This window comes from Methylomonas rapida (assembly GCF_024360925.2).
Lineage (GTDB): Bacteria > Pseudomonadota > Gammaproteobacteria > Methylococcales > Methylomonadaceae > Methylomonas > Methylomonas rapida.
Map to the genome: position 1 here is coordinate 4,223,725 of NZ_CP113517.1, position 21,696 is coordinate 4,245,420.

Sequence of the window (21,696 nt, forward strand, 5' to 3'; positions counted from 1 at the left end):
CATTTAACTAGATTTCGACTTGACGCGACGCAACAATATGTAAGCATTGGGTTTGACTACTTTATCGGCACATTCAACCATTTTTTGTATGTCAGCTACAGAGTAAATATCGGTAACATCCTCAATTTTATGATGTAAAAGCTCTCGACGAATATCCTTGGGAACACCTTCTGCAATTAGGCGGCGCCCAAAAGTGTGTTTTAAATTGTGCGGCCCACGAGCGATGTGTTTTTCAACAGGAAGCCCCGCTTTTCTCCAAGCCTTTTGCCAATCGTAAGCCCCCATTTTGGTAAGGGGCTTACCATCCACTGGAAATACCCAAGGACAGCCTGGTTCGCGACGTGCACGCTGAATTTCGATAACTTTTTTTGCCACGCGATTTAATACGACTAGCTGATCTAAGTCATTTTTTTCGCTGGTTTCAACGTTATTAGCACTATCTTCATCCTGAAAAGGAATTTGAAAGACGCTCGTTTTCAATTCAGGGATTTTCTTTTCCCAATCCCAGCGTAATTTACAAACGCTCTGATCACGTAGTCCGGTATTCACCGCAAAAAGAGACATCAATCTGAGATGCTGAGGAAGCAGACGTAATAATTTACGTTGTTCATCCCATTCTAGCGGGTAAGGTTTGCTAGCATCTTTCCAGTTAGGAATTTTCAGCATTGGCGGAGTTAGAAGGTAAGCTTGGCCTGCTTCATTTCGCCACGATTTACAGGCCAAATTCAAAATGCGCCTTACAACCGCAAGGTCGCGCTTGACTGTACCACTTTTGATCCTTCTGGCTTGCTCATGATCAATGAATGGCTTTAACGTGAGATCATGAACATGAGCCAATGGCAGATCGCCAATAAACGGATCAAGCTTTTCCAACGAGGTGATATCGCGCTCTATACTGTCCTTTTCATCTTGATAATTTTGAACATATCTCATCCCCGCTTCCCTAAAAGTCAGCGTACTCGCTTGGTTTTGCTTAATCAAACCAATGAATTGCTCAATGGCCTGACGGAACATCATTTCTGCTTCTTCTTGAGAGCTTGCCGATAGCCGCTGACGGATTCTTTTTCCATTGATGGTTTTATCGATGCTCCATTGACCTGTTTTTTTATCGAATTGCAATCCTGTGTATTTTTTTGACATGGTATTAGTTCCTGTATTTGCTTTAAATTTGTGGTTGCCCCCTTAGATTTTCCGTATTGCCTTTTAAATTCATCAATCGCTTCATCCAAATCCCGTCGGTCATATGCAACAAAATTTTGACCGTACTGGATTTCAACTTCAATGAGTGGACGAATACTGCTGTTAAACAAAGTTTTGCCCATGCCGCAGTATTCAAGCGCATCAGAATATCGGATCACCCTAGGTTGCATCGTCATTCGTTATGATTAAATGATTTACAGCAACTCAACAAATTGACTGTCTAAACTGACAAGGTTTTTTTCCACCAAGCCCTTTTTAGCTTCTTCAAACCGATTAATCGGGAGATCACAGCGCTTTCGCCACAATTCAATAGAAACCTTTGCGTTGTCCGGGTTTTGACCGCCTTCTTGCTTGTAAGGCCGTGCCTCAAAAAATAATTCTTCCAGCCTGTCAAGCGCTAGCTGTTGGTTTTTGCCCATTTTTTTGGGCTTGCTTTCTTCAAACGTTAAGTCATTTTGTTTCTCAAGGACAACGCTGGTTATCAATGAATCATCGTCCGCTTTAAACTCAATCTCTTTGAGGCTGAAGCACAATGGCTGCGGATGAGCGGCATCCTTCATTTTTGTGCAGGAAAACGTGATTTGGTCCCCTTTTTTGTGAACCTTATATTCCGCATCAAGAGCAGCCTTTAACACGCTTGACCCACGGCCTCGTTCCTGATCACCATGTCCGGTGTGATGTACGAGCAAAATGGTGGCACCGTAACGATTCAACAAACGATCCAGGCTGCCAATGAAACGAGTCATATCTTCAGTGCTGTTTTCATTACCTGGACCATAGTTACGAGCTAAGGTATCGATAACAATGAGGACCGGCTTTTGCCCAGTTTTTTCAATACTGGCGTCAATTCCTGCGATTACAGCCGCTAAAGAATCTTCGTTGAGCAATGAAGCCGGTTGGTGACTGATATATAGATCAACCCTGTTGTCGATACCTCGATCAAAGCATAATCCCTTTATTCGACGTGTCAGGCCGTTGTGTCCTTCTCCGTTGATATAGAAGACTGGACCACTTTTCACCGCATATTCGCCACAAAAAGGTGTTCCGCTTGCGCAGCAAAGAGCTATATCCACGGCCAATAAGCTTTTGCCCGCTTCGGGAGCTCCTATGAAGCCAACCAAGGAGCCAATCTCAAGATAATTTTTAATCAGCCAATTGAGTTCTTTGGTTTCCATTTCACCGAATGCTGAAAATGGAAACTTTGAAGTTTTACTTGTACTAGACTGAACGACAGCGGAAAACTCATCTAAATACCGTCGAATGTCATCTAGAACTGGCTCGATTTCTTGCGTCGACCCGCTTTCAATGTCATCCCAACGTTTTTTACTTTTAGCCGCGTAATGAGAAGCCCGTCTGATATTAGAAGCACTCTTAATTTGTTGTGCATAGAACTCTGGATTAGCACAACATGGCATATCAATGATTATCTTGCCGCCTTCGGCGATTGTGGTGTAGCCAAAGGCTTCAAGAACAATTAAATCGGGTTCGAACCCATCTTCGATAATTTTGCGAATTCCCCCAAAAATCTTTCCTCTATTGAAATCAAGAAAGTCTTCTGGCAGCAATGTTTGAATCTCAGGTTGCTCCATAAGATGCCCACGGCCACCTTTCATAAGTTCGCCTATAAGCGTGATTTCAGCCGTTTCAATCAATTTCGAATTTTGCATAAATTTTTCCTTTTAATGGTTAATGGAAAGCCAATGAACTCTTGCTCGCCTGAAAAAATCTTATGAAACAATGATTTATATAGCCATGAAAAAAAAGACAGTCTAAAATTGAAAGTGTGCTTTCGTTTATATGAAAGCACATAGGGATGATTGGAAGGCTTGGCTCATCTAGAAGCAACTAACTAAATTGAGCGATGTCCAAAAAGAGTTTTTTACCGTTACTTCCTTTTATGCGTCTCGCTAACATGAATTTTTATCAATGAAATGCGTGAATCTCGATCTCGAATGTGCCAAAGCTTACGAGCTGATTCACGACTATAGAGAGATACTTGCATGAACAAGAAATTGATGGACAGCTAGTCTTGCTAGACCCGGCTTGCAGTTACTATGCGTGGTTGAAGCAAAAGCACAGTCAACTCTAGCTTGAAGGCGGCCAAGGCACAGACCGCAAATTTAACGCCACGACCAACAGTCCGCATAATTACTGGTATTCGACAATTGACTGCAACAGCCTGCAATGTAAGCAGCGACGACGAGAACCACCCCATCCGAACTGCATGTCGATGGATTATTATTTGCGATATACAGAATTTCCTACTCCAACGCTGGACACCAGATTGCTGTGACAATAGCGGTCCCTCTACTCTGAAGATCAAGAATCTTTAGTTCTTGGTGGCGTGGCTCTAACAAAACAGGAATGGTTTTGGTACGCCTATATTTGCCCAAAGGCATTTATCTTTGATGGCAATACTTTTCCGGCAACACTCAGTAGCAATGGATGCCATTGCCAATGAAATTAATACGCGCGTGGGGTGTGCTGCCCGCTCGCTGTTTATGAAGAATTGCACATGAGCAGCTTGTAGCACTCATTCTTCACCCATTAAAATCGAAATGTAGCACTTCACTTTTGAACCCAACCTTATGCGCAAATTTCTTTCATTCGCTCAATTACAGGCGATCATGATGATGAATTTTCTACGCGAAATTGTCCACCTAATATAAGTGGACACTATCTTGCTCCTTTCGATTGCCGAGAATAGGTGCTGTTAAATGAATTCTTATAACAAATATGGAAAATATGCCTGAAAAACCAAGTGTTCATCCCTTTATCGAGGCAGTGAGAAGTCTAAGAAAAAAATCTGCGACAAAAACTTCAAAGGCAGATGAAGATAAAAATCTAAGACTATGGCTGAGAATTCAAGAATACTGCTTGTTGCTTGGTACAACCGGTCAAAAAATTCGAGCCCGAAAAAGCAATAATGGTCAGAGGTGTGGTGACAATGAAAAATACCCTAAGATTTCTGAAGCGCTTTTTGATAGCAAGATAGCGTATGATCAAATAATCAAAAAAATATATTTGCAAGACTGGGACTACAACGATGTTTTCAAGGCGATTATGTCAGAGTGTGTACCGCCAAATACATCTGGGTATTTGATAGCAAAAACATTTAAGATACCGCGTAGGCGCGATGACGCTTATGCGGTAACTAAAAATAAATCTTCAACAACAGGGCGAACAGTTAATTGCCAGACGGTAATAACTTGGTCATATATAACAGGAAATAAAACATTTCCTATAGGGTATGTCATTGCAGAAAATAGCTCAGGTAATTATGCTTTGTCGAAGGCAGATTTATTTCTCAATTGCGGAATGAAAAAAACCATTGATGTGATCGATAAAAGATCAGTTACTCTTTATATGGATTCTGATTTTGATGTAGACGTTACATTTATTGATAAATTGGCAAAGAAAGAAAATGTCGAGCTTGATTATGTTCTCGAAATAGCCGAATATTTCAAGCTAGCATTGTCAGAAGATTTAAAGGATTCATTGCGTGATGAGAGCAAACAAAGGGCAGTATTAGAGATAGCGACTGAGTTGCTTGTTAATGACGCGCAATTTAAAAATCCAAAGAATAAGAAATTCGAAAAAGTGAGTTGGAGTCAAGATAGCCAAAGCTCGTACTTTTGTATGCAAAAGGTGAGGGTTTGGACTGAAAATAAAATTTTCAGTGAGGACAGATTTTTACTAATCGAGTGGCCATTGACAGAGATTGCACCAACAGGATACTGGCTATCGAATATGGTATACAATTCAAGCCATAACCAAACCACAATAAAAAGCATGGTGGCCTTGGTTAAGGAGTTATCTGGAAAATATAATGTATTCGAAGAGTTAAGATCAGATTATTTTTTATGCGGATATCATGCTAGAAAAAAGGAGTTGTTTGAGCGTCATGCCGCTTTATGTTTTATTGCGTACATTTTGTTTAATGAAGGGAATATTTTGAAATCGGGCCATAAAACCCCGAAACACGGTTAAAAACAACTCCTGATGAAACCTCTAACAACGGTACTCTTTGAGTATGCATTCTCTATAACCAAACAAATCAGGGATTGCTTCGTTTTTTGAATGTATGACGATAATGCCCTCGTATTCTCTTAATCACTAATGCCGTGAATATAAGCCTGCGAAAATAACATGCTACCGTGATAAAAAAGTATCTGTGTATCAGCATAGTGTTCAGTTTGAACGAAAAATGCTAACCCGGTTTTTAAATCCGTCAATAAAAGAATAATCGCGCCCTGTTTCTATCCAACCAAATTCATAATAAAATGGACATAATGGATGTTTTTCATTGATCTTGTATGCTGATTGTTTGTGATTTGAAAAATTTTCCTTGTCCTTGTTAGTTTCTATGGATATTTTTTCATTTAACAAGGCTTCACATTGTGTTGAAATTGTTTTGTAATTGGAGTAACCGTCTAGATTTCTCTCGGAGTTAGATAGCGCAAGGTAGTCTTTTTTTTGGCTGCTATAAAAAGAATGTATTCTGTCTACTTGGGTAGTTTTTATTGAAAATAGACGCCCTGCTTCCTTTATCTTTTTTGCCTTATGTTTGTTCTTTAATAAAAAGTAAATTACCTTTGCTTCTAATGTGTGCCAGTTATGGGGCATTAAACTTGATTTTATATTTTTTCCTTCTTGGCTGAATATATCGAGAAATTGATCATATTTATCAAACAACTCAACCCATTTCGGGTGTCCTATTTCCTTGTGGCAGTGATAAAAACAGTTCCGATTTGAACAGAAAAGACTCAATGGACAGGTATGTAGAACGGCCATCTTTAAGAACCAGATTCTTTCCTCATAATCACGTATAAACTGAGCATCTCTGTCGGAAATTAACAACTTATTCATACGAGACTTGTATATTTTATAAAGAATCAAAGGTATCTACGTAGATGCATACACGGGTATTATAGTGCTAAATAAGGTGTACCTGCTATCAATTATTAGAACGCATTAAGGTCGATATGAATGTAAACTCTGTTCTTTAATGATAAATAGAGAGCTTTGATTCATTATTCAAGGCCAAAATAATCTTGGCGCAAAGCAGGACGCGACCTTATAGGTGAGAACCGGATTTATTTATCGCCTACACATCCGAATTATCCGAAATCTTTAAAGATTTCGGATAATTCGGATGTGTAGGGACACAAAAACAAGACGTTTCTTTTACGCCGCGAACTGCGCCTTCATCAATCAATCGATATCGATAGTCGTGAGCGCGTAAGCTTTGTTGTGATAATGTTTGGCAATAGACGCGTTGACAAAAATACACCCTGACACGCGCTGCTTACCAGCATGCTCATGAATGTGGCCAAAGATGTGGGCTTTAAGGTTGATTGTTTGAACAATCTTTGCTAAATCCCTGCAACCAGCGTGATTGCCACGTCGAGTTTTATCCAAAGTTCCGTACGGCGGAGTGTGGGTAATCAAAACATCTGTGTCCTTGGGAATTTTATTCCATTTTTCAACCAAATCCTGCTGACGATTCAGATCGAAAGCCCCGTCAAAATATTTTCGCTGCCATGGACTTCCCCAAAACTTTACTCCATCAATGGTTACACTGCTATCTTGAAGATAAATGCCATTTCTTAACAAAGAGCTGGCGTTCTCGACGGGTAACTTAGCAAAAGGCCAATCGTGATTCCCCGCTACAACTAGCTTGTGCTCATGAGGCAGATCGGCTAAAAACCGATCAAAGCGCTCAATTTCCTCTAGATTGCCGCGATTGCAAATATCACCAGCGACTACTAACACATTGCCCGACGGTATGGAAAAGCGGATTTTTCTACCGTGAAAATCAGATAAACAGACCACGCGCAAAACCAAACGCCACCTCGGTCAAACGCTAACTAAATAATCTAGGTTTTTGAGTTCATTCATTGCATGACGCCATTTTTTTGCTATCAAGTATTTTCTACTTGGTGCTGAATACATTTCAAGCAATTTCAAATACTTTTTTGCTGAATTTATATCACGTGCAACCTTCAAACTTAACTCGTGTTTATAACAATCCATCAGGCAGCCAGGTATTGATTTAACTAAATCATTTCCATCATTCCGAAGTAGTGTTCTAATTGAATTTACGCAGTACGCATAGTCATCTTTAACACTAATCAGGCGAAATAAATCGCGCTTATTAGAAACATTTAAGGTTTCGACGTTTGCTAACTGACTAACGTAGTTTTCAGTGATAGAAAAAAAATGGCTAATATGGATAGCCATAGCATTCAGCATAAACTCGATTTTTCGGCATAAAATCATTGTGTCATCATCTATGCTGTTATCTCCAAGAGCATTTTGCTGTAGAGGTCGAAAAACGCTACTGTTTAAGTTTTCTACTTTCATCGATTTCATATCCTTTTAATAGCCTTGCAGTTCAAAATCTAAAACGACAAATCTCGACAATTCGTATCGCCATCGCTTAAACACAAAATCACACGTTGCCAATGCCGACATTGCATCAATTAGCATTGTAATGCGTCGAATATCAATCACGATCTGAACGACGAGCTCATGCCGTAACTTTTTATAAAACGCTAAAGGCACTTGATAAGAACATTCATGGCTATTTAATAAGTCATGATATTTATAAATCAGGACTGAGTAATGGTTTATAGATTCAATTAAATCAATAAAGCATTTTTTGTCTTTTGCCGTTGACTTAGCATTTCTTCTGTTCATTTGGCATATGTACAGATTAGTTTTCTCGACTAGAAATTGCGTATGCGTATCCATATTTGCTATAAGAAATTTGGCCTTATCCCAAATCTCACGCATGATTTGAATAAGCATTTCTGCGTGCTGATAATCCGAAAGCTTCGCTGGTTCGCTGTTTTTCACCATAGAAACCCCATTTTACGCCCATGAGTGTCTTGGGCTTGACACTCTGATAAGTGGTCCAGTTGCAGCTCATGCAATTCGCCAGATGTCGGTTTCTGAGCGGAAGCCGCTGCAATAGCTCGCGCAATAATTAAACCGGTTTCACGCGGTGTCTTTTTAGCAAGAAAATCAATAACTGACTCATTTAAATCAGCTTTAAATACTTGTTCAACACCTTCTTCTTTTAATTTAGAACGATACATATTTAATACAATACGTCGCATTTGCTTTGGCGATGGCGGCTGAAGTTCTATTACTCTAAAGCGAGACAAGATGACGCGCGATATCGCTTGAATATTATTGGCTGTTGCAAAAAAACTGACGTATGATGCATCTACCGGCAAATTTTGAGCATAGGCATCGCAATATTGACGCATCTGAGGCCGCTCTAAAAGAGTATGTAATGCGAGGTACGGGTCTAAATTATGGTTAATCAGCCCTTTATCGAGCTCATCCAAATGAATGACGGGATTTGCACATGTTCCATATAACAGTTTTTTAAGCACTAGTCCGATATGACTGCCATTCCAGCCACTGTCTTGGCCACATAGCCCCCAAGAGCTGCTAGCACTACTAAAATCATAAAATCCGTAATCGATATCAAGAGCACGACAGATCGCTTGAATGACTGCCGTCTTGCCGATACCGGCTGGTCCGCTAATTAACACAGCGGGGAAATACATGGGGCGTTGGGTTGATATGCTCCGTAGATGCAGAAAGTCTTGAATATAACTCAGTAGTTCTTCAGCGTTTGGATAATCAAGAAAAAGCTGTTGAAAACGATCAAAAGTAGCTTGTGTGGGCTCGACGAGTGGTTTTGTCGAATGCTCAGGCAGTAGCGAGCCGTAAAATTTGCGCTCATCTTTCCCAATCGATATTCGATCCGCTAACTCATTACCTGAATCCGTGACTCCACATATTGCCAGACCTTTTATTCGTCATACTCTTCCAAAATTCGCTGAATTTAAAAGTGTGGTCCGGGCAATCGAGTTTAACGGCTAGAAATGCAGCGTATTATCTGGAATATTTTCCCTGCATGATTCAATTTGATGGACTTTAGGCGCAGGATTCCCAAGCCACTGTGAATTTGCGGCGTTGTGCTATCGATGGCAGAGCGATCAGTCGCTAGCCGGCGGCGAGTTTGGCGTAGGTGGATTCAAAAGCGATGAAACCGGGACAGCTCTGTGAAAAGCGCAGCTTCAGCCGGTGCCCGCTACGGATGAGTCGCGCGGCCAGATACATCAGTTCCTGGATCACGGTTTTGATACGCCGCCGCTTGGCAGGATGCCTGACCGGGCTTTGTTCGCCCAGCAAGCCGATCAGGCCTATCCAGCGCAGGATGTTGTAGCTATAGGCGCTGAGGCTCATGATCAGGTCGTTGGTGGCAAACTTGCCGGATGGCAGGCGCTCGATATCCAGATCGGTCTTGAATTCGCTGTGGAATTGTTCAGCGGTGGCATGGTCGCGATAGAGGGCAATAACCATGGCATCGTCGTAATCGGCCACCGGCAGACTGGTCCACCAGCCTTCGATTTCGATATCCGGTAGCACGAGGGCTTGGCCTTGAGCCGTGATGGTGCGCTCGGTGATTTGCATGACCCTGCGACAGGTATAGGTTTTACCGTTGCGAGTGTGTTGCTCCATGACACTGAACAAGGCCACGCGTTTGCCTTCGCGCGGTGTGGTCCACTGGCCGTGTTGTTCGGCGTAGGCCAGCCAGGCGTCGGCATCTTGTTTACGCGGGTTCCATTTGATGATGAAATCGACCTGATCGGCTTCGTGTAAGTCGATGCGATTGTCGAGCGCGTCGTGACCGCCATCCAGCCGGACCAACAAAGGCAAAGTCGTCAAACGTTTCGCGGCGGCGAGTCCGCGCTCCAGCGCATAGCGGAATTCGTATTGGCAATGCTGCTTGCCTTCGCGCAGTTCATTACCAATACACCAGCCCTCTTTACCCAGATAGAGGGCAATCGGGGCGTAGCCGTCAAAACCTTTGTAGGTTCGGGAGACGCCTTCTTTGCAGGTTTTTTCGTTGTTCATGGGGTAAACATCGATATCCAACGCGACATGGCCTGTGGCTAACGGCGTTACCGGCACCTGGGCGTGAGCCAGAAAATCGAGGTTGCTTTGATAAATGATCGGTAATAAGGCGTCGGCGTGTTCATCCAGTCGCTGTCTGAGGCGGGCGCTGGAGGGTACTTGATGAATGGCGAGCGCGGCTTTGAAATAGTCGTCGTCGCGATGGTTTTCGATGGCTTCGAAGTCGCTTTTGCCCAGGCTAAGGGTGCCTATATAGCTTTTGATAATATCGGCGTGAGCAATACCGTGCCGTAGCGGAATACCTTTTTCCAGCGCCTGATTGAGCTGGCCATATTGATTCAAACATAAACCGACCAAGGCTAATCCAGAATGGCTGGTATAAAATTCAGTTTCAGATTGCTCCAGGATAAACCGCTTCATGAATCACTCGCCGGGTGAATGGAAGAATAGCGGTATTATCCCAGAATAAGCGTTTTAAATCATTGCGTTGCGGCCGTGGATGGCCTTTTAAGTCACGGATTCAGGTATTATTCTGATTTGTGATCGGAATAATATGTGAGTATGCAATGTAGCGTTAGCGGCATACTCCGTCAGATGGTGAATGCAATGAACCAAAAAATACAGCGCGAATGCGAAGCAGAGCACTAGATTCTATGTTTGCCAAAAATAAAATTCATGTAATACTTATAAAAGGTCAAACAAAAAACAAAAGTCATGGATGACAATAACCTAGATTTAAAGGCACAATACAATATTATTGCAAAAGCCCGTGAATACCATAAATATAATAATTCGCGAAATGTATCTGGCAAAACAAGGCAAACTTATAACAAAATTGCAGAAAGACTTATTTTCCTGGATAAATGTCTGTCGATCAATTGTCAGGTTTCGAAGTCTAGCTATTATGTTTATAAAGCCGCATTTATATCTTTTTTGCTAGATAAGATTAGCGAAGTCGTTCCGGGACTTGATAAGCTAAAAAAATTGGCTCTTCCGTATTTCGCGGAGTAGCCCCGACATATAGGGTTATGCATAACCGAACAACCGTCTCCCTTCGATATCAAGCCAGATATGCTGAAACAGGCGGACGGTATTGTAAATGCCAAAGCAGCGTCGTTTGATGCTTTTGATTTTGTTGTTAAGCCCTTCAACAAAGCCACTGGTTTCCCGGCGAATGAAATAGTTGGTGATTTCATTTCGCCAGTTTTGATAGGTTTTGACAAACGCATCAAAGCCCTTCAACTTCAAGACTTTGATATGCTCCATCCAGCGATCCAAGGCTTTTTCGGCCTCAGCCTTATTGAGTCGGCGCTCAAAAATACCCGTCAAAAGCTCCCGTTGGATATAGACTTCTCGCAAAATGGGGGCTTGCTGGAATAGAAAAAGCAAAACGGTTTGCTGATCGGCAGAGAGTTCCATCCAGCGCTTCCGAAAAGCCCACATCGCGCCTTTCAGCTTGGCATAATCCTCGGCAGACAGGGTATTCTTGAGTTTTTTCATTTCCGCCTTGCGGACCTGGTCGGCGCCGTCTCGATAATGCTTGGCGACATGGAAGCGATCAACCACCACCTCGACGCCGGGCAATGTCTCATAGACGGCGTTGCGATACCCTTCATACATGTCCACGCAGACGCGTTGTAACGCGTGTTGCTGTGCCTCGGGAATATTCTGCAAAAAGGCTTTAACCGTTTCTTTTTTGCGGTCGGGCAGCACCGCCAGAATCCGCTTATGGTCCTCGGTATCGATAGCCGACACGATGACCACAAAATCTTGATGCCCTTTTTTCAAAGCGATTTCATCCAGTCCCAGCAAGCGAATGCCTTGGATGGCAGACCAATCAACTTGTTGGGCCACGTGCCGATTGATAATCCCTTCCGCCGCTTCGGCGCTGATGCCGTGCTTCACGTCCATGTCGGTCACGCTGCTGTTGATCAATTCACGCAATATCCACTGCTCATACGCTTTGGTATGGGGGCTTTTCCAGTTATACCAGCCACATTGTTGCGTGGTCGTCGGACCTTTGGGGCAGTCAGGGCATCGATAGCGCTTGGGGGTTAGCTTGATCCAAACCGGCCGATCGAAAATCGACAAATGACGCAAGGTGATTTCTCTGCCATAGCCATAAAACTTATCGATCCTCTGGCCGCATTGATGGCAGGTTGCACTGGTTAACGTACTACTGACCGTGATGATGAACTCGCCTTTGGCGGTGGTTTCAACTTTTTCGATACAAACATCAGGTATATCCAGCGGTATTTGAAGTAGCGACTGTGTCATCACGATACTCCAGCGTTAAATTGTCGACCTTAGCAAAACTCACTGTGGCAGGCAAAGACTATAGCACTACATGTAGTGGTTTCTCCGCAAAATACGGAAGAGCCAAAAAATTGAACATCGAAGAATGGGTTAGAGAGACCAAAAAACTGGCTCAATATCTTGAGTTGATCGATGCGATTGGAATTGATGTTAACAAATCAAACCTGAACCTGAATCCGTGACTTAAAAGGTCATCCACGGCCGCAACGCAATGATTTAAAACGCTTATTCTGGGATAATACCGCTATTCTTCCATTCACCCGGCGAGTGATTCATGAAGCGGTTTATCCTGGAGCAATCTGAAACTGAATTTTATACCAGCCATTCTGGATTAGCCTTGGTCGGTTTATGTTTGAATCAATATGGCCAGCTCAATCAGGCGCTGGAAAAAGGTATTCCGCTACGGCACGGTATTGCTCACGCCGATATTATCAAAAGCTATATAGGCACCCTTAGCCTGGGCAAAAGCGACTTCGAAGCCATCGAAAACCATCGCGACGACGACTATTTCAAAGCCGCGCTCGCCATTCATCAAGTACCCTCCAGCGCTCGCCTCAGACAGCGGCTGGATGAACACGCTGACGCCTTATTACCGATCATTTATCAAAGCAACCTCGATTTTCTGGCTCACGCCCAGGTGCCGGTAACGCCGTTAGCCACAGGCCATGTCGCGTTGGATATCGATGTTTACCCCATGAACAACGAAAAAACCTGCAAAGAAGGCGTCTCCCGAACCTACAAAGGTTTTGACGGCTACGCCCCGATTGCCCTCTATCTGGGTAAAGAGGGCTGGTGTATTGGTAATGAACTGCGCGAAGGCAAGCAGCATTGCCAATACGAATTCCGCTATGCGCTGGAGCGCGGACTCGCCGCCGCGAAACGTTTGACGACTTTGCCTTTGTTGGTCCGGCTGGATGGCGGTCACGACGCGCTCGACAATCGCATCGACTTACACGAAGCCGATCAGGTCGATTTCATCATCAAATGGAACCCGCGTAAACAAGATGCCGACGCCTGGCTGGCCTACGCCGAACAACACGGCCAGTGGACCACACCGCGCGAAGGCAAACGCGTGGCCTTGTTCAGTGTCATGGAGCAACACACTCGCAACGGTAAAACCTATACCTGTCGCAGGGTCATGCAAATCACCGAGCGCACCATCACGGCTCAAGGCCAAGCCCTCGTGCTACCGGATATCGAAATCGAAGGCTGGTGGACCAGTCTGCCGGTGGCCGATTACGACGATGCCATGGTTATTGCCCTCTATCGCGACCATGCCACCGCTGAACAATTCCACAGCGAATTCAAGACCGATCTGGATATCGAGCGCCTGCCATCCGGCAAGTTTGCCACCAACGACCTGATCATGAGCCTCAGCGCCTATAGCTACAACATCCTGCGCTGGATAGGCCTGATCGGCTTGCTGGGCGAACAAAGCCCGGTCAGGCATCCTGCCAAGCGGCGGCGTATCAAAACCGTGATCCAGGAACTGATGTATCTGGCCGCGCGACTCATCCGTAGCGGGCACCGGCTGAAGCTGCGCTTTTCACAGAGCTGTCCCGGTTTCATCGCTTTTGAATCCACCTACGCCAAACTCGCCGCCGGCTAGCGACTGATCGCTCTGCCATCGATAGCACAACGCCGCAAATTCACAGTGGCTTGGGAATCCTGCGCCTAAAGTCCATCAAATTGAATCATGCAGGGAAAATATTCCAGATAATACGCTGCATTTCTAGCCGTTAAACTCGATTGCCTGGACCACACTTTTAAATTCAGCGAATTTTGGAAGAGTATGACGAATAAAAGGTCTGGCAATATGTGGAGTCACGGATTCAGGCTGAACAAAACGATAAGTGGAAATTACGAATCAACATGGAGTAAAAAAAATCATATATCAGGCAGAAAAAATTCAAAAGCAAAACGCTTAAAAACACTGCCAAAAAATTGGACATCAAGAATTTTTCAAGCGGCTATTGATAGTAATACCCCCTTTACTGATGCTATTGCTTTGATGTCGATTACTGGTTGTCGCCCACAAGAAGTCGGGTTTGGGGTAACTCTCTTACTTACTGAAGATGGATCGATTGAAGCATTAATTAATGGAGCAAAAACTAATGGCGGTGTTTATGGCCAAGAATGGCGTAGATTTTCAGTGTATTCTGATTCCAACGAATTCAAGTATCTAATTGATCGGTTGAAAATGAGCAACGGAAAGATGGTTGTTCAAGCAAATGCAGGGGCTGTTTGCGATAAAGTCACATATCTAAGCAAAAAATGTATGCCTCAGTTGAAAGGTGCGGCAACAGCCTATTGCTTCCGTCATCGATTTTCTGGAACTCTACATAACTTAGGGCTTGACACGGAATCTATTTCGATGGCTTTGGGGCATTGCACTGATGCCTCTCAAAATCACTATTCAAGCGCATATCGCACGAGTGACGGCAGCTTCTTAATAAAGGATATAAAATCAGAAAAAAAAGTCAAAATGAAAAGTAGCACTAAAAAGCCATGGATTCAGCGTTGGCAGGACAATGACTCAACACTCCATTAATTTAATAATATTCAGCAGGATGCTCTATATTTAAATCACACTGTCGACAATAATTGTTTTTAGCATTAACAACTATTAACTTGGTTGTTATAATACTAATATAAATCCATTACTGCCTCAATATAATGAATTATCAATACTATACAAATAGTAGCAATAATCCAAAGAACGATTCTTGCTTAAATACATTAGATAGCTCTTCTTTTTCTGAATATTCTGATGCACAACTATCGCCCATTAGTAAAATAATACGCGAGTTGTTTTCGCATGGTTTTATTATTTTGGACACGGAAACTACGGGGTTAGGCGATAATGATCAATTAATTGAACTTGCCGTCATTGATGAATCTGGAAATGTTTTGCACAATGAAAGATATCAACCTACAGTAGCTATCTCATCAGGTGCCGCTAACGTTCATGGAATAACTGCTGAAGCATTAGTAAATAAACCAACATTTGAACGAGATGCCGAATCGGTTAAGGCTTTACTCGAAAATAAACTAGTAGTTATTTTTAACGCTAAATACGACATCAAAATTTTGCACAGCACATTTAAAGCCTTTGGATTAGATTCAAGGTTTTTAGACAAAATAGAAACACATTGCGCGATGTATTCGGCGGCCAAGGCCTATGGTGCCACCAATAGCTACGGCACGATCTCGCTACTGAATGCCTTCATAGCGGCTGGCGGGAATTCGAAGAATATGAATGCACATTCCGCGTTGGGTGATTGCCTGGCGACTTTACAAGTTATGAAGGATATTGCACAAATCGCATAAAATTAATAAAGGTCTCTGATTTTTCTTTTTGACTCATTACTTCGCATCATTGGAAATTTCTTATCTTCTTTGCATGAACGCTATTGATCTGTTTTGACGGTGGTCATATAATTGATGACCATGTTGCTTGCCGTCTTTTGGCCTCAATTTTAGCGAGTTATGCACAATCAGTTACTAGAAGCCATCAGTCAGACTCAACAAGAGCGTCTGTTCCACATTGACTTTCGTCTGTATTTTTTGGGGGCGGTCAATCGCACTGACTTAGTTGCTCGGTTTGGCATCAAAGAGGCAGCTGCAACTAGAGATATCACGCTCTACAAAGAATTGGCACCCAAAAATCTCGAATACGACACCAAGGCTAAAACCTACATCCAGCGCGAAGGCTTTTCACCATTATTCAGTTATTCCAGTCATCAAGCGTTAGCAGCGTTGCTGCATGGTTACGGCGATGACTTTGTATCCAGCAGTAACACCTTCGACGCTGCTGAAGCCCCAACCCAATTGCATTTTCCGGCATGCGATGTCTTGGCTTTTGTTACTCGTGCCATCTACTGCAAGCAAGCTATCTCGATCAGTTATCGATCACTTTCCAGCGGCTTGACACAACGTGAAATTGTTCCGCACTCATTGATCGATAGCGGCTTGCGTTGGCATGTCAGGGCTTTCGATCGATTGAAGCAGCAATTTTCGGACTTTGTGATTAACCGTATCGAGCAACCTCAGTTGATCGAAAGTCGAGCCATTTTGGATACAGAATCGAAAGCTGCTGATCAGCAATGGAATCAATTCGTCGAGCTTCAGTTGGCACCTCATCCTTCATTGCACTATCCCGAAACCATCGCACATGAATACGGCTTACAGAATGGTGAACTGACGCTTTCGGTTCGTGCCGCTGTTGCTGGATACGTGCTTCGGCGTTGGAATGTCGACTGTTCAGAAAATCATGCGCTCGTAGGGCATGAATACCACCTCTGGCTCAAAAATCGCCAAGCGCTAACCGAAATAGACAATCTGGTTTTGGCACCTGGCTATTCCACAATCAATACGGGCGTAAGGCCTTGAGCAAAACAGAATTCGACAAAGCCAAACACTATATCCGCGACTTAGTCAGCGGCAGTCTGTTTGTTGCTGAAAGCAAAGCTGTTGCCCAAAGCTTATTGCTGGATCACACAGAGGACGAATGGGTACAAATCATTACCCAAGATAACGTGCTACGGAAAAAATCTCCTAACACTGCGATTCGCTATGCGCGCACGATAAAACGACGTTTGGAACCGTTAGGTAAGCCATTCATGCATACCGTTATAGACGCAACCGATCCTCTATACACTTAACTTTTAATGTTGGCCTTACTGACTTATACGCCGGTCGTTGCCGACTTCATGACTCATGTCGTTGCGGAAACCAAGCGCGTCTATAAGCCAAATTTAGCATCGGATGCATGGGATGTATTTCTGCATGACCGCAGCCGCACATTACCAGGGCTTTATGACTTATCCGATTCAACTCTAAAAAAAACCGGCACCAATGTCATTCGAGCTTTAGTTGAAGCCGGTTATCTGGACAACAACAAAAGCCGTCGTTTACAGCCTGTTTATTTGCTCCCAGAGACGAAGTTCTGGTTGCAGCAACTTAATCGCGAAGACCTCGAACCGGTCATGGAATGCACCTTATGAAAGCCCTACAAAACCGCCTTGATCTCATTTTGGATCGTATCGATAACCCACAGTTTCTGAAAAATGACGGGTTGGGCAATGAAATTGGCTTTTGGATTTTCGACTATCCCGCCAAACACGAGCTCATCGTTAGAGACCATGTGACGCACCTGACAGAGAAGTTGGAAAAGCGCGGCTTCAAATTCAAGAACGTCAACATCTTTCAAATTTTGATCGACATGCTCAATTCGCGCGGATTGTTGGAACGTACATTTGCTCGTGAAAAGCAGGTCGGCGTAGAAGCGATAAAAACTACATTGGCTGGCCCCCTCAGCCAGAAGAAAGTGGCCGAATTCATTGCCAGCCAAATTCAACCGGATACTTTGGATTTCGTCTTGTTGACCGGACTGGGTAATGCTTGGCCGTTAGTTCGTGGTCACGAGTTACTGAGCGCGCTTCAAGATGTGATGGGTAAAACCCCACTGGTGTTGTTCTATCCAGGCGAATACAGTGGTCAGGATTTACATCCATTCGGTTTGATCGATTCCAAAAACTACTATCGAGCCTTCAAGCTCGTCCCAGAAACCTTTAAAAAATAAGTCCGCAGGGAGCCACTCGTGAATATCGAGCAGATTTTTTCCAAGCCACTCGTCCGAGACATTAACGGCGTCGTCAAAGCCGAACAGCTCGATAACGAGTGCGTGTTTGTTGAGCTAGACGAATACGTGATCACCAAGGAATTGGATCGGCATTTCCGCCATTTTTTCGAAACCTATGTCCCTGCCATCAAGAACCGCAATCCTGCGGTGGCTGGAAAAATCGGGGTTTGGGTTTCGGGTTTCTTCGGTTCCGGTAAATCGCATTTCATCAAAATTCTGTCATACCTATTGGAAAACCGCTCAGTCGAAAAAGATGGTCAAAGCCGTCTCGCCATCGACTTTTTCAAAGACAAAATCAATGATGCGATGCTGTTCGGCGATATTCATAGCGCGGTTTCCAAACCGACCGATGTCATTCTATTCAACATTGATTCGCGCGCGAACACGGATGACGGCGACAACGCCATCCTGAAAGTTTTCCTAAAAGTGTTTAACGAGCGCGTCGGTTACTGCGCGGACTTTCCGCATATCGCCCATCTTGAGCGCGAACTGGACAAGCGCAACCAATACCAAGCCTTTAAAGACAAGTTTGCTGAACTCACGGGGTCCGATTGGGAATCCCAGCGCGATGCCTACGATTTTTATCGTGACGAACTTTCACAAAGTTTGGCCGCCGCCAGTAATCAAACCTTGGAATCAACCCGCCAATGGGTTGAGCAACTGGAAAACAACTTTCCGCTTGATATTCGCAATTTCTGCAAATGGGTGAATGACTACCTAGAAAGTCACGGCGACCGCAATATTCTGTTCCTCGTCGACGAGGTTGGCCAGTTCATCGGTCAGAACACCCAGATGATGCTCAAGCTGCAAACCATCACGGAAGACTTAGGCACCTTCTGTAATGGACGCGCTTGGGTCATCGTCACTTCTCAAGCCGATATTGAAGCCGCCATAGGCCAACTGAAAAAAACCAGTGGCGATGACTTTTCCAAAATTCAGGGCCGCTTCTACACCCGCCTGCAACTGTCCAGTTCCAACACCTCGGAAGTCATTCAAAAACGGCTATTGGAAAAAACCGAACCGGCTGCCGAAGCCTTAGCCAATGTCTTTGCAGAACAAGGCGACATCCTGCGCAACCAATTAGCCTTCGACAAAACTACCACGGCTGCACTCAATGGCTATAGCGATGCGCCTTCATTTGTCGATAATTATCCTTTTGTTCCTTATCACTACCCACTGGTACAAAAAGTCTTTGAATCGATTCGTACCAAAGGTGCTACCGGCAAACATTTGGCCATGGGCGAACGCTCGCTGCTGGATGCGTTTCAGTCGGCGGCCAAACAAGTCAAGGATGAAGACATTGGTGCCTTAATTCCCTTTTATTGTTTCTACAGCCCGATCGAAAGTTTCCTGGAACCTGCCGTCAAGCGCACGATAGATCAAGCCTGCGAACTCGATGTGCTGACCGCTTTCGATGGCAAACTGCTGAAAACCCTGTTCCTGATCCGTTACGTCGATGTCTTGAAAAGCACGCTCGATAACCTGGTCACGCTCTGCATAGATCAAATCGACGCCGACAAAATCGCCCTGCGTAAACAGATCGAAGAAAGCTTGAACCGTCTGGAACGGCAAATGCTGATTGCCCGTAACGGCGACGAATTTGTATTCCTGACAAATGAAGAAAAGGAAATCGAAAACGAAATCCTGCACACCGATGTCGAGCCATCGGAATTGACCAACAAGCTTTCCAATCTGATCTTCGACGGACTGTTGTCGCGGCAAAACGTCTACCGTTATCCGGTCAACAAGCAAGACTTTAACATCAGTCGTTTCTGCAACGGACATCCCCGCGACGGTTCCTCGCTGGAAGACTTGGTGATCAAAGTGACATCGCCACTCGACAGCCATTACGAAGCCTTTATCCACGAACAACATTGTTTAAACCATACTCTGGAAGGCAATGGTTGCATACTCGTTAAGTTACCGGATCATCAACTACTATTCGGACATAAAGGGCTCGAAGGTGACCTGGCTCGCTTCCTGAAAACTGATCGTTTTCTCAAACAAAACTCCGGTCAGCGTCCCGAACAAGAGCACCTGCTGCGGGAAAAACAGCTTGAAAACATCGAGCGCGAAAAACGCCTGCGTCACGATCTGGAGCAACTGTTCGCCGAAGCCCAACTGTTTGCTATCGGTGCCAAACTAACGCCCAAAACGGCTTCACCCTCAGCAATGCTGGAAGAAGCTTATCGGTATGTCATCGAAAACACCTTTGCCAAGCTCAACATGCTACGCCTCACGCCTGGTGAGGTACTAAGGGAATTGCATTCGATCATGGTTGCTGATGACGTTGTGCAACTGGGCATCGATATGGAAGCCATGGAGTGCAATCCAGAGGCCACGCGCGAAGTTGAGATGTTCATTACCTTAAAAATCGAGCGTAACGAAGCGGTGTACTTGCGCGATCTCGTTAACCGATTTACCCGCCGCCCCTATGGATGGCCGGTTAATGAAATCCTGCTATTGGTCGCAAGACTAGGACTGGCAGGCAAAATCAGCTTTACCATGGGGGCCAGTGAGCTACCGCTGAAAAAGGCTTACGAACCATTTACCAGCGTGCGCAAATATGGCGAAATCCGCATTCAAAAGGTTCGCCAGCACGACGAACGTCAGCTTAAAAACGCCGCAACACTAGTCAAAAACCTGTTCAATAAAACCTTCACCGGCACCAGTGAAAAGGAACTGGCAGAACTGCTGATACAGGAAATCAAAACTTGGCACGAAAACCTGAAGTCCTTCAATAGCAAAGCCCAAACCGGCCATTTCCCTGGTAAGCAAAAAATCGAACAGGGTTTGATTCTGTTGGCTGATGTGCTGCAACAGTCCAACAGCTTCAATTTAATCGAGCGCTGCCTTGAACAAAATAACGCTTTAGAAGATTTTGCCGAGGACTTCGAAGACCTCGACGACTTTTACAACAGTCAATTCCAGACTTGGCAGAACCTAACCAAAGCGCTGAACGACCAATTCAAAGCCAACCGCCCGTTTTTGGAAAAAGACCCAACGGCGAAGCAAGCATTGGATGACCTCGATCGAATCTATGGCATGCCATCGCCGTACGATCAATTACGCCATATCAATCCATTGATTGAAAAACTACACATCATCAATCAGCAGTTGATTCTGGAACGGCGGCAAATCGTCGAAACTGAAGTCGAGCAACGGATTGAACGCGTTCAAGCCGCATTAAAACAAGCGGCGGCGCCCGATGATGTCCAGAACAAAGCATTACGTCCGCTGCAACTCTGTAAGCAACGGATCAGCAGTAACGAGTCGATTCCGCAAATCGTCAGCGATCATACCGAAGCAGCCAATTACGAAGAGGATGCCTACGACCTGATTAATCGACATATTGAAATACTTCGCCAAAAGGATACGCAAAAACCGGTTTCGCCAACTCCAGGCGAAAACAAAGTGGCTGAACCAGCGCCTAAGCGAACCATTACCATCAGCCAAAGCGATATTCTCAATACCGTATCGCCTAAGGGTTTTATTGAAACGGAAAGTGATATTGATCTTTATCTGACTGCCCTTCGAGAGCGCTTGGCCAAAGCGGTTAACGCCGGTGATCGGGTCAGAATAAGGTAAGGACACAG

At 44.4% G+C, this 21,696-nt stretch carries 18 protein-coding genes and 1 pseudogene; 10 read left to right on the plus strand and 9 right to left on the minus strand.

Translation table 11 applies throughout. The annotated features are described in order from the left end of the window. Nucleotides 1–3: 3 nt before the first annotated feature. Together NM686_RS20015 and NM686_RS20020 are read right to left on the minus strand one after the other, a co-directional pair. Nucleotides 4–1,140, minus strand: a complete 1,137-nt coding sequence (locus tag NM686_RS20015; protein WP_269021972.1) for a tyrosine-type recombinase/integrase — start codon at nucleotides 1,138–1,140, stop codon at nucleotides 4–6. Nucleotides 1,141–1,394: 254 nt separating this feature from the next. Beyond that, nucleotides 1,395–2,867 (minus strand): AAA family ATPase, encoded by a 1,473-nt coding sequence (locus tag NM686_RS20020; RefSeq protein WP_255189582.1) that lies wholly within the window; start codon nucleotides 2,865–2,867, stop codon nucleotides 1,395–1,397. Nucleotides 2,868–3,945: 1,078 nt separating this feature from the next. On the opposite strand from NM686_RS20020, the gene NM686_RS20025 reads away from it, so the two are divergent. Beyond that, nucleotides 3,946–5,190 (plus strand): hypothetical protein, encoded by a 1,245-nt coding sequence (locus NM686_RS20025; RefSeq protein ID WP_269021974.1) that lies wholly within the window; start codon nucleotides 3,946–3,948, stop codon nucleotides 5,188–5,190. 201 nt (nucleotides 5,191–5,391) lie between these two features. Here the strand turns inward: NM686_RS20025 and NM686_RS20030 are convergent, their stop codons facing one another. From NM686_RS20030 to NM686_RS20055, 6 genes are all read right to left on the minus strand, one after another. Continuing rightward, on the minus strand, nucleotides 5,392–6,069 hold the full coding sequence (locus NM686_RS20030; RefSeq protein ID WP_255189584.1) for a hypothetical protein: 678 nt from the start codon (nucleotides 6,067–6,069) through the stop codon (nucleotides 5,392–5,394). Between the two features lie 345 nt (nucleotides 6,070–6,414). Then, the gene (locus NM686_RS20035) at nucleotides 6,415–7,035 is read right to left on the minus strand and encodes a metallophosphoesterase family protein (protein WP_269023013.1); all 621 of its coding nucleotides are present in this window, start codon (nucleotides 7,033–7,035) and stop codon (nucleotides 6,415–6,417) included. A gap of 24 nt (nucleotides 7,036–7,059) precedes the next feature. Beyond that, the gene (locus tag NM686_RS20040; RefSeq protein WP_255189586.1) at nucleotides 7,060–7,566 is read right to left on the minus strand and encodes a hypothetical protein; all 507 of its coding nucleotides are present in this window, start codon (nucleotides 7,564–7,566) and stop codon (nucleotides 7,060–7,062) included. A 15-nt stretch (nucleotides 7,567–7,581) separates the two neighbouring features. Continuing rightward, nucleotides 7,582–8,064, minus strand: coding sequence for a hypothetical protein (locus NM686_RS20045; RefSeq protein ID WP_255189587.1), 483 nt, complete (start codon nucleotides 8,062–8,064; stop codon nucleotides 7,582–7,584). Further along, the gene (locus NM686_RS20050; protein ID WP_255189588.1) at nucleotides 8,058–8,783 is read right to left on the minus strand and encodes an AAA family ATPase; all 726 of its coding nucleotides are present in this window, start codon (nucleotides 8,781–8,783) and stop codon (nucleotides 8,058–8,060) included. The genes NM686_RS20045 and NM686_RS20050 overlap by 7 nt, the downstream gene beginning before the upstream one ends. A gap of 442 nt (nucleotides 8,784–9,225) precedes the next feature. After that, the gene (locus NM686_RS20055) at nucleotides 9,226–10,560 is read right to left on the minus strand and encodes an IS1380 family transposase (RefSeq protein WP_255188233.1); all 1,335 of its coding nucleotides are present in this window, start codon (nucleotides 10,558–10,560) and stop codon (nucleotides 9,226–9,228) included. Nucleotides 10,561–10,854: 294 nt separating this feature from the next. On the opposite strand from NM686_RS20055, the gene NM686_RS20060 reads away from it, so the two are divergent. Then, complete coding sequence (locus tag NM686_RS20060) at nucleotides 10,855–11,151, plus strand: hypothetical protein (protein WP_269021977.1); 297 nt, start codon at nucleotides 10,855–10,857, stop codon at nucleotides 11,149–11,151. Nucleotides 11,152–11,166: 15 nt separating this feature from the next. Here the strand turns inward: NM686_RS20060 and NM686_RS20065 are convergent, their stop codons facing one another. Further along, nucleotides 11,167–12,417, minus strand: coding sequence for an ISL3 family transposase (locus tag NM686_RS20065; RefSeq protein WP_255187011.1), 1,251 nt, complete (start codon nucleotides 12,415–12,417; stop codon nucleotides 11,167–11,169). 44 nt (nucleotides 12,418–12,461) lie between these two features. Between NM686_RS20065 and NM686_RS20070 the strand changes: the two genes are divergently transcribed. From NM686_RS20070 to brxC, 8 genes and pseudogenes are all read left to right on the plus strand, one after another. Next, entirely contained in the window at nucleotides 12,462–12,638 is a 177-nt protein-coding gene (locus tag NM686_RS20070) for a hypothetical protein (RefSeq protein WP_255189590.1), read from the plus strand. Nucleotides 12,639–12,730: 92 nt separating this feature from the next. Then, the gene (locus tag NM686_RS20075; RefSeq protein WP_255188233.1) at nucleotides 12,731–14,065 is read left to right on the plus strand and encodes an IS1380 family transposase; all 1,335 of its coding nucleotides are present in this window, start codon (nucleotides 12,731–12,733) and stop codon (nucleotides 14,063–14,065) included. A gap of 183 nt (nucleotides 14,066–14,248) precedes the next feature. Further along, complete coding sequence (locus tag NM686_RS20080; RefSeq protein WP_255189591.1) at nucleotides 14,249–15,007, plus strand: hypothetical protein; 759 nt, start codon at nucleotides 14,249–14,251, stop codon at nucleotides 15,005–15,007. A 125-nt stretch (nucleotides 15,008–15,132) separates the two neighbouring features. Continuing rightward, a complete protein-coding gene (locus tag NM686_RS20085; RefSeq protein ID WP_255189592.1) occupies nucleotides 15,133–15,786 on the plus strand; it encodes a 3'-5' exonuclease in 654 nt (217 codons plus the stop codon). 159 nt (nucleotides 15,787–15,945) lie between these two features. Then, the gene (locus tag NM686_RS20090; RefSeq protein ID WP_255189593.1) at nucleotides 15,946–16,848 is read left to right on the plus strand and encodes a WYL domain-containing protein; all 903 of its coding nucleotides are present in this window, start codon (nucleotides 15,946–15,948) and stop codon (nucleotides 16,846–16,848) included. Continuing rightward, nucleotides 16,845–17,462 (plus strand): annotated as a pseudogene (locus NM686_RS20095) (DUF1819 family protein). The gene NM686_RS20090 and the pseudogene NM686_RS20095 overlap by 4 nt, the downstream one beginning before the upstream one ends. Next, nucleotides 17,459–18,040 carry a DUF1788 domain-containing protein gene (locus NM686_RS20100; protein WP_255189594.1) on the plus strand — a complete coding sequence of 194 codons (582 nt, stop codon included), beginning with the start codon at nucleotides 17,459–17,461 and terminating at the stop codon, nucleotides 18,038–18,040. Before NM686_RS20095 ends, NM686_RS20100 begins: the two are co-directional and overlap by 4 nt. An 18-nt stretch (nucleotides 18,041–18,058) precedes the next feature. Then, a complete protein-coding gene (gene brxC / locus NM686_RS20105) occupies nucleotides 18,059–21,688 on the plus strand; it encodes a BREX system P-loop protein BrxC (RefSeq protein WP_255189595.1) in 3,630 nt (1,209 codons plus the stop codon). Nucleotides 21,689–21,696 lie beyond the last annotated feature (8 nt).

Bases quoted from the DNA above. Each gene is read 5' to 3' on its own strand.
- NM686_RS20015 (WP_269021972.1), bottom strand. From the start codon at position 1,140: ATGTCAAAAAAATACACAGGATTGCAATTCGATAAAAAAACAGGTCAA.
- NM686_RS20020 (WP_255189582.1), bottom strand. From the start codon at position 2,867: ATGCAAAATTCGAAATTGATTGAAACGGCTGAAATCACGCTTATAGGC.
- NM686_RS20025 (WP_269021974.1), top strand. From the start codon at position 3,946: ATGCCTGAAAAACCAAGTGTTCATCCCTTTATCGAGGCAGTGAGAAGT.
- NM686_RS20030 (WP_255189584.1), bottom strand. From the start codon at position 6,069: ATGAATAAGTTGTTAATTTCCGACAGAGATGCTCAGTTTATACGTGAT.
- NM686_RS20040 (WP_255189586.1), bottom strand. From the start codon at position 7,566: ATGAAAGTAGAAAACTTAAACAGTAGCGTTTTTCGACCTCTACAGCAA.
- NM686_RS20045 (WP_255189587.1), bottom strand. From the start codon at position 8,064: ATGGTGAAAAACAGCGAACCAGCGAAGCTTTCGGATTATCAGCACGCA.
- NM686_RS20050 (WP_255189588.1), bottom strand. From the start codon at position 8,783: ATGTATTTCCCCGCTGTGTTAATTAGCGGACCAGCCGGTATCGGCAAG.
- NM686_RS20055 (WP_255188233.1), bottom strand. From the start codon at position 10,560: ATGAAGCGGTTTATCCTGGAGCAATCTGAAACTGAATTTTATACCAGC.
- NM686_RS20060 (WP_269021977.1), top strand. From the start codon at position 10,855: ATGGATGACAATAACCTAGATTTAAAGGCACAATACAATATTATTGCA.
- NM686_RS20065 (WP_255187011.1), bottom strand. From the start codon at position 12,417: ATGACACAGTCGCTACTTCAAATACCGCTGGATATACCTGATGTTTGT.
- NM686_RS20075 (WP_255188233.1), top strand. From the start codon at position 12,731: ATGAAGCGGTTTATCCTGGAGCAATCTGAAACTGAATTTTATACCAGC.
- NM686_RS20080 (WP_255189591.1), top strand. From the start codon at position 14,249: ATGACGAATAAAAGGTCTGGCAATATGTGGAGTCACGGATTCAGGCTG.
- NM686_RS20085 (WP_255189592.1), top strand. From the start codon at position 15,133: ATGAATTATCAATACTATACAAATAGTAGCAATAATCCAAAGAACGAT.
- NM686_RS20090 (WP_255189593.1), top strand. From the start codon at position 15,946: ATGCACAATCAGTTACTAGAAGCCATCAGTCAGACTCAACAAGAGCGT.
- NM686_RS20100 (WP_255189594.1), top strand. From the start codon at position 17,459: ATGAAAGCCCTACAAAACCGCCTTGATCTCATTTTGGATCGTATCGAT.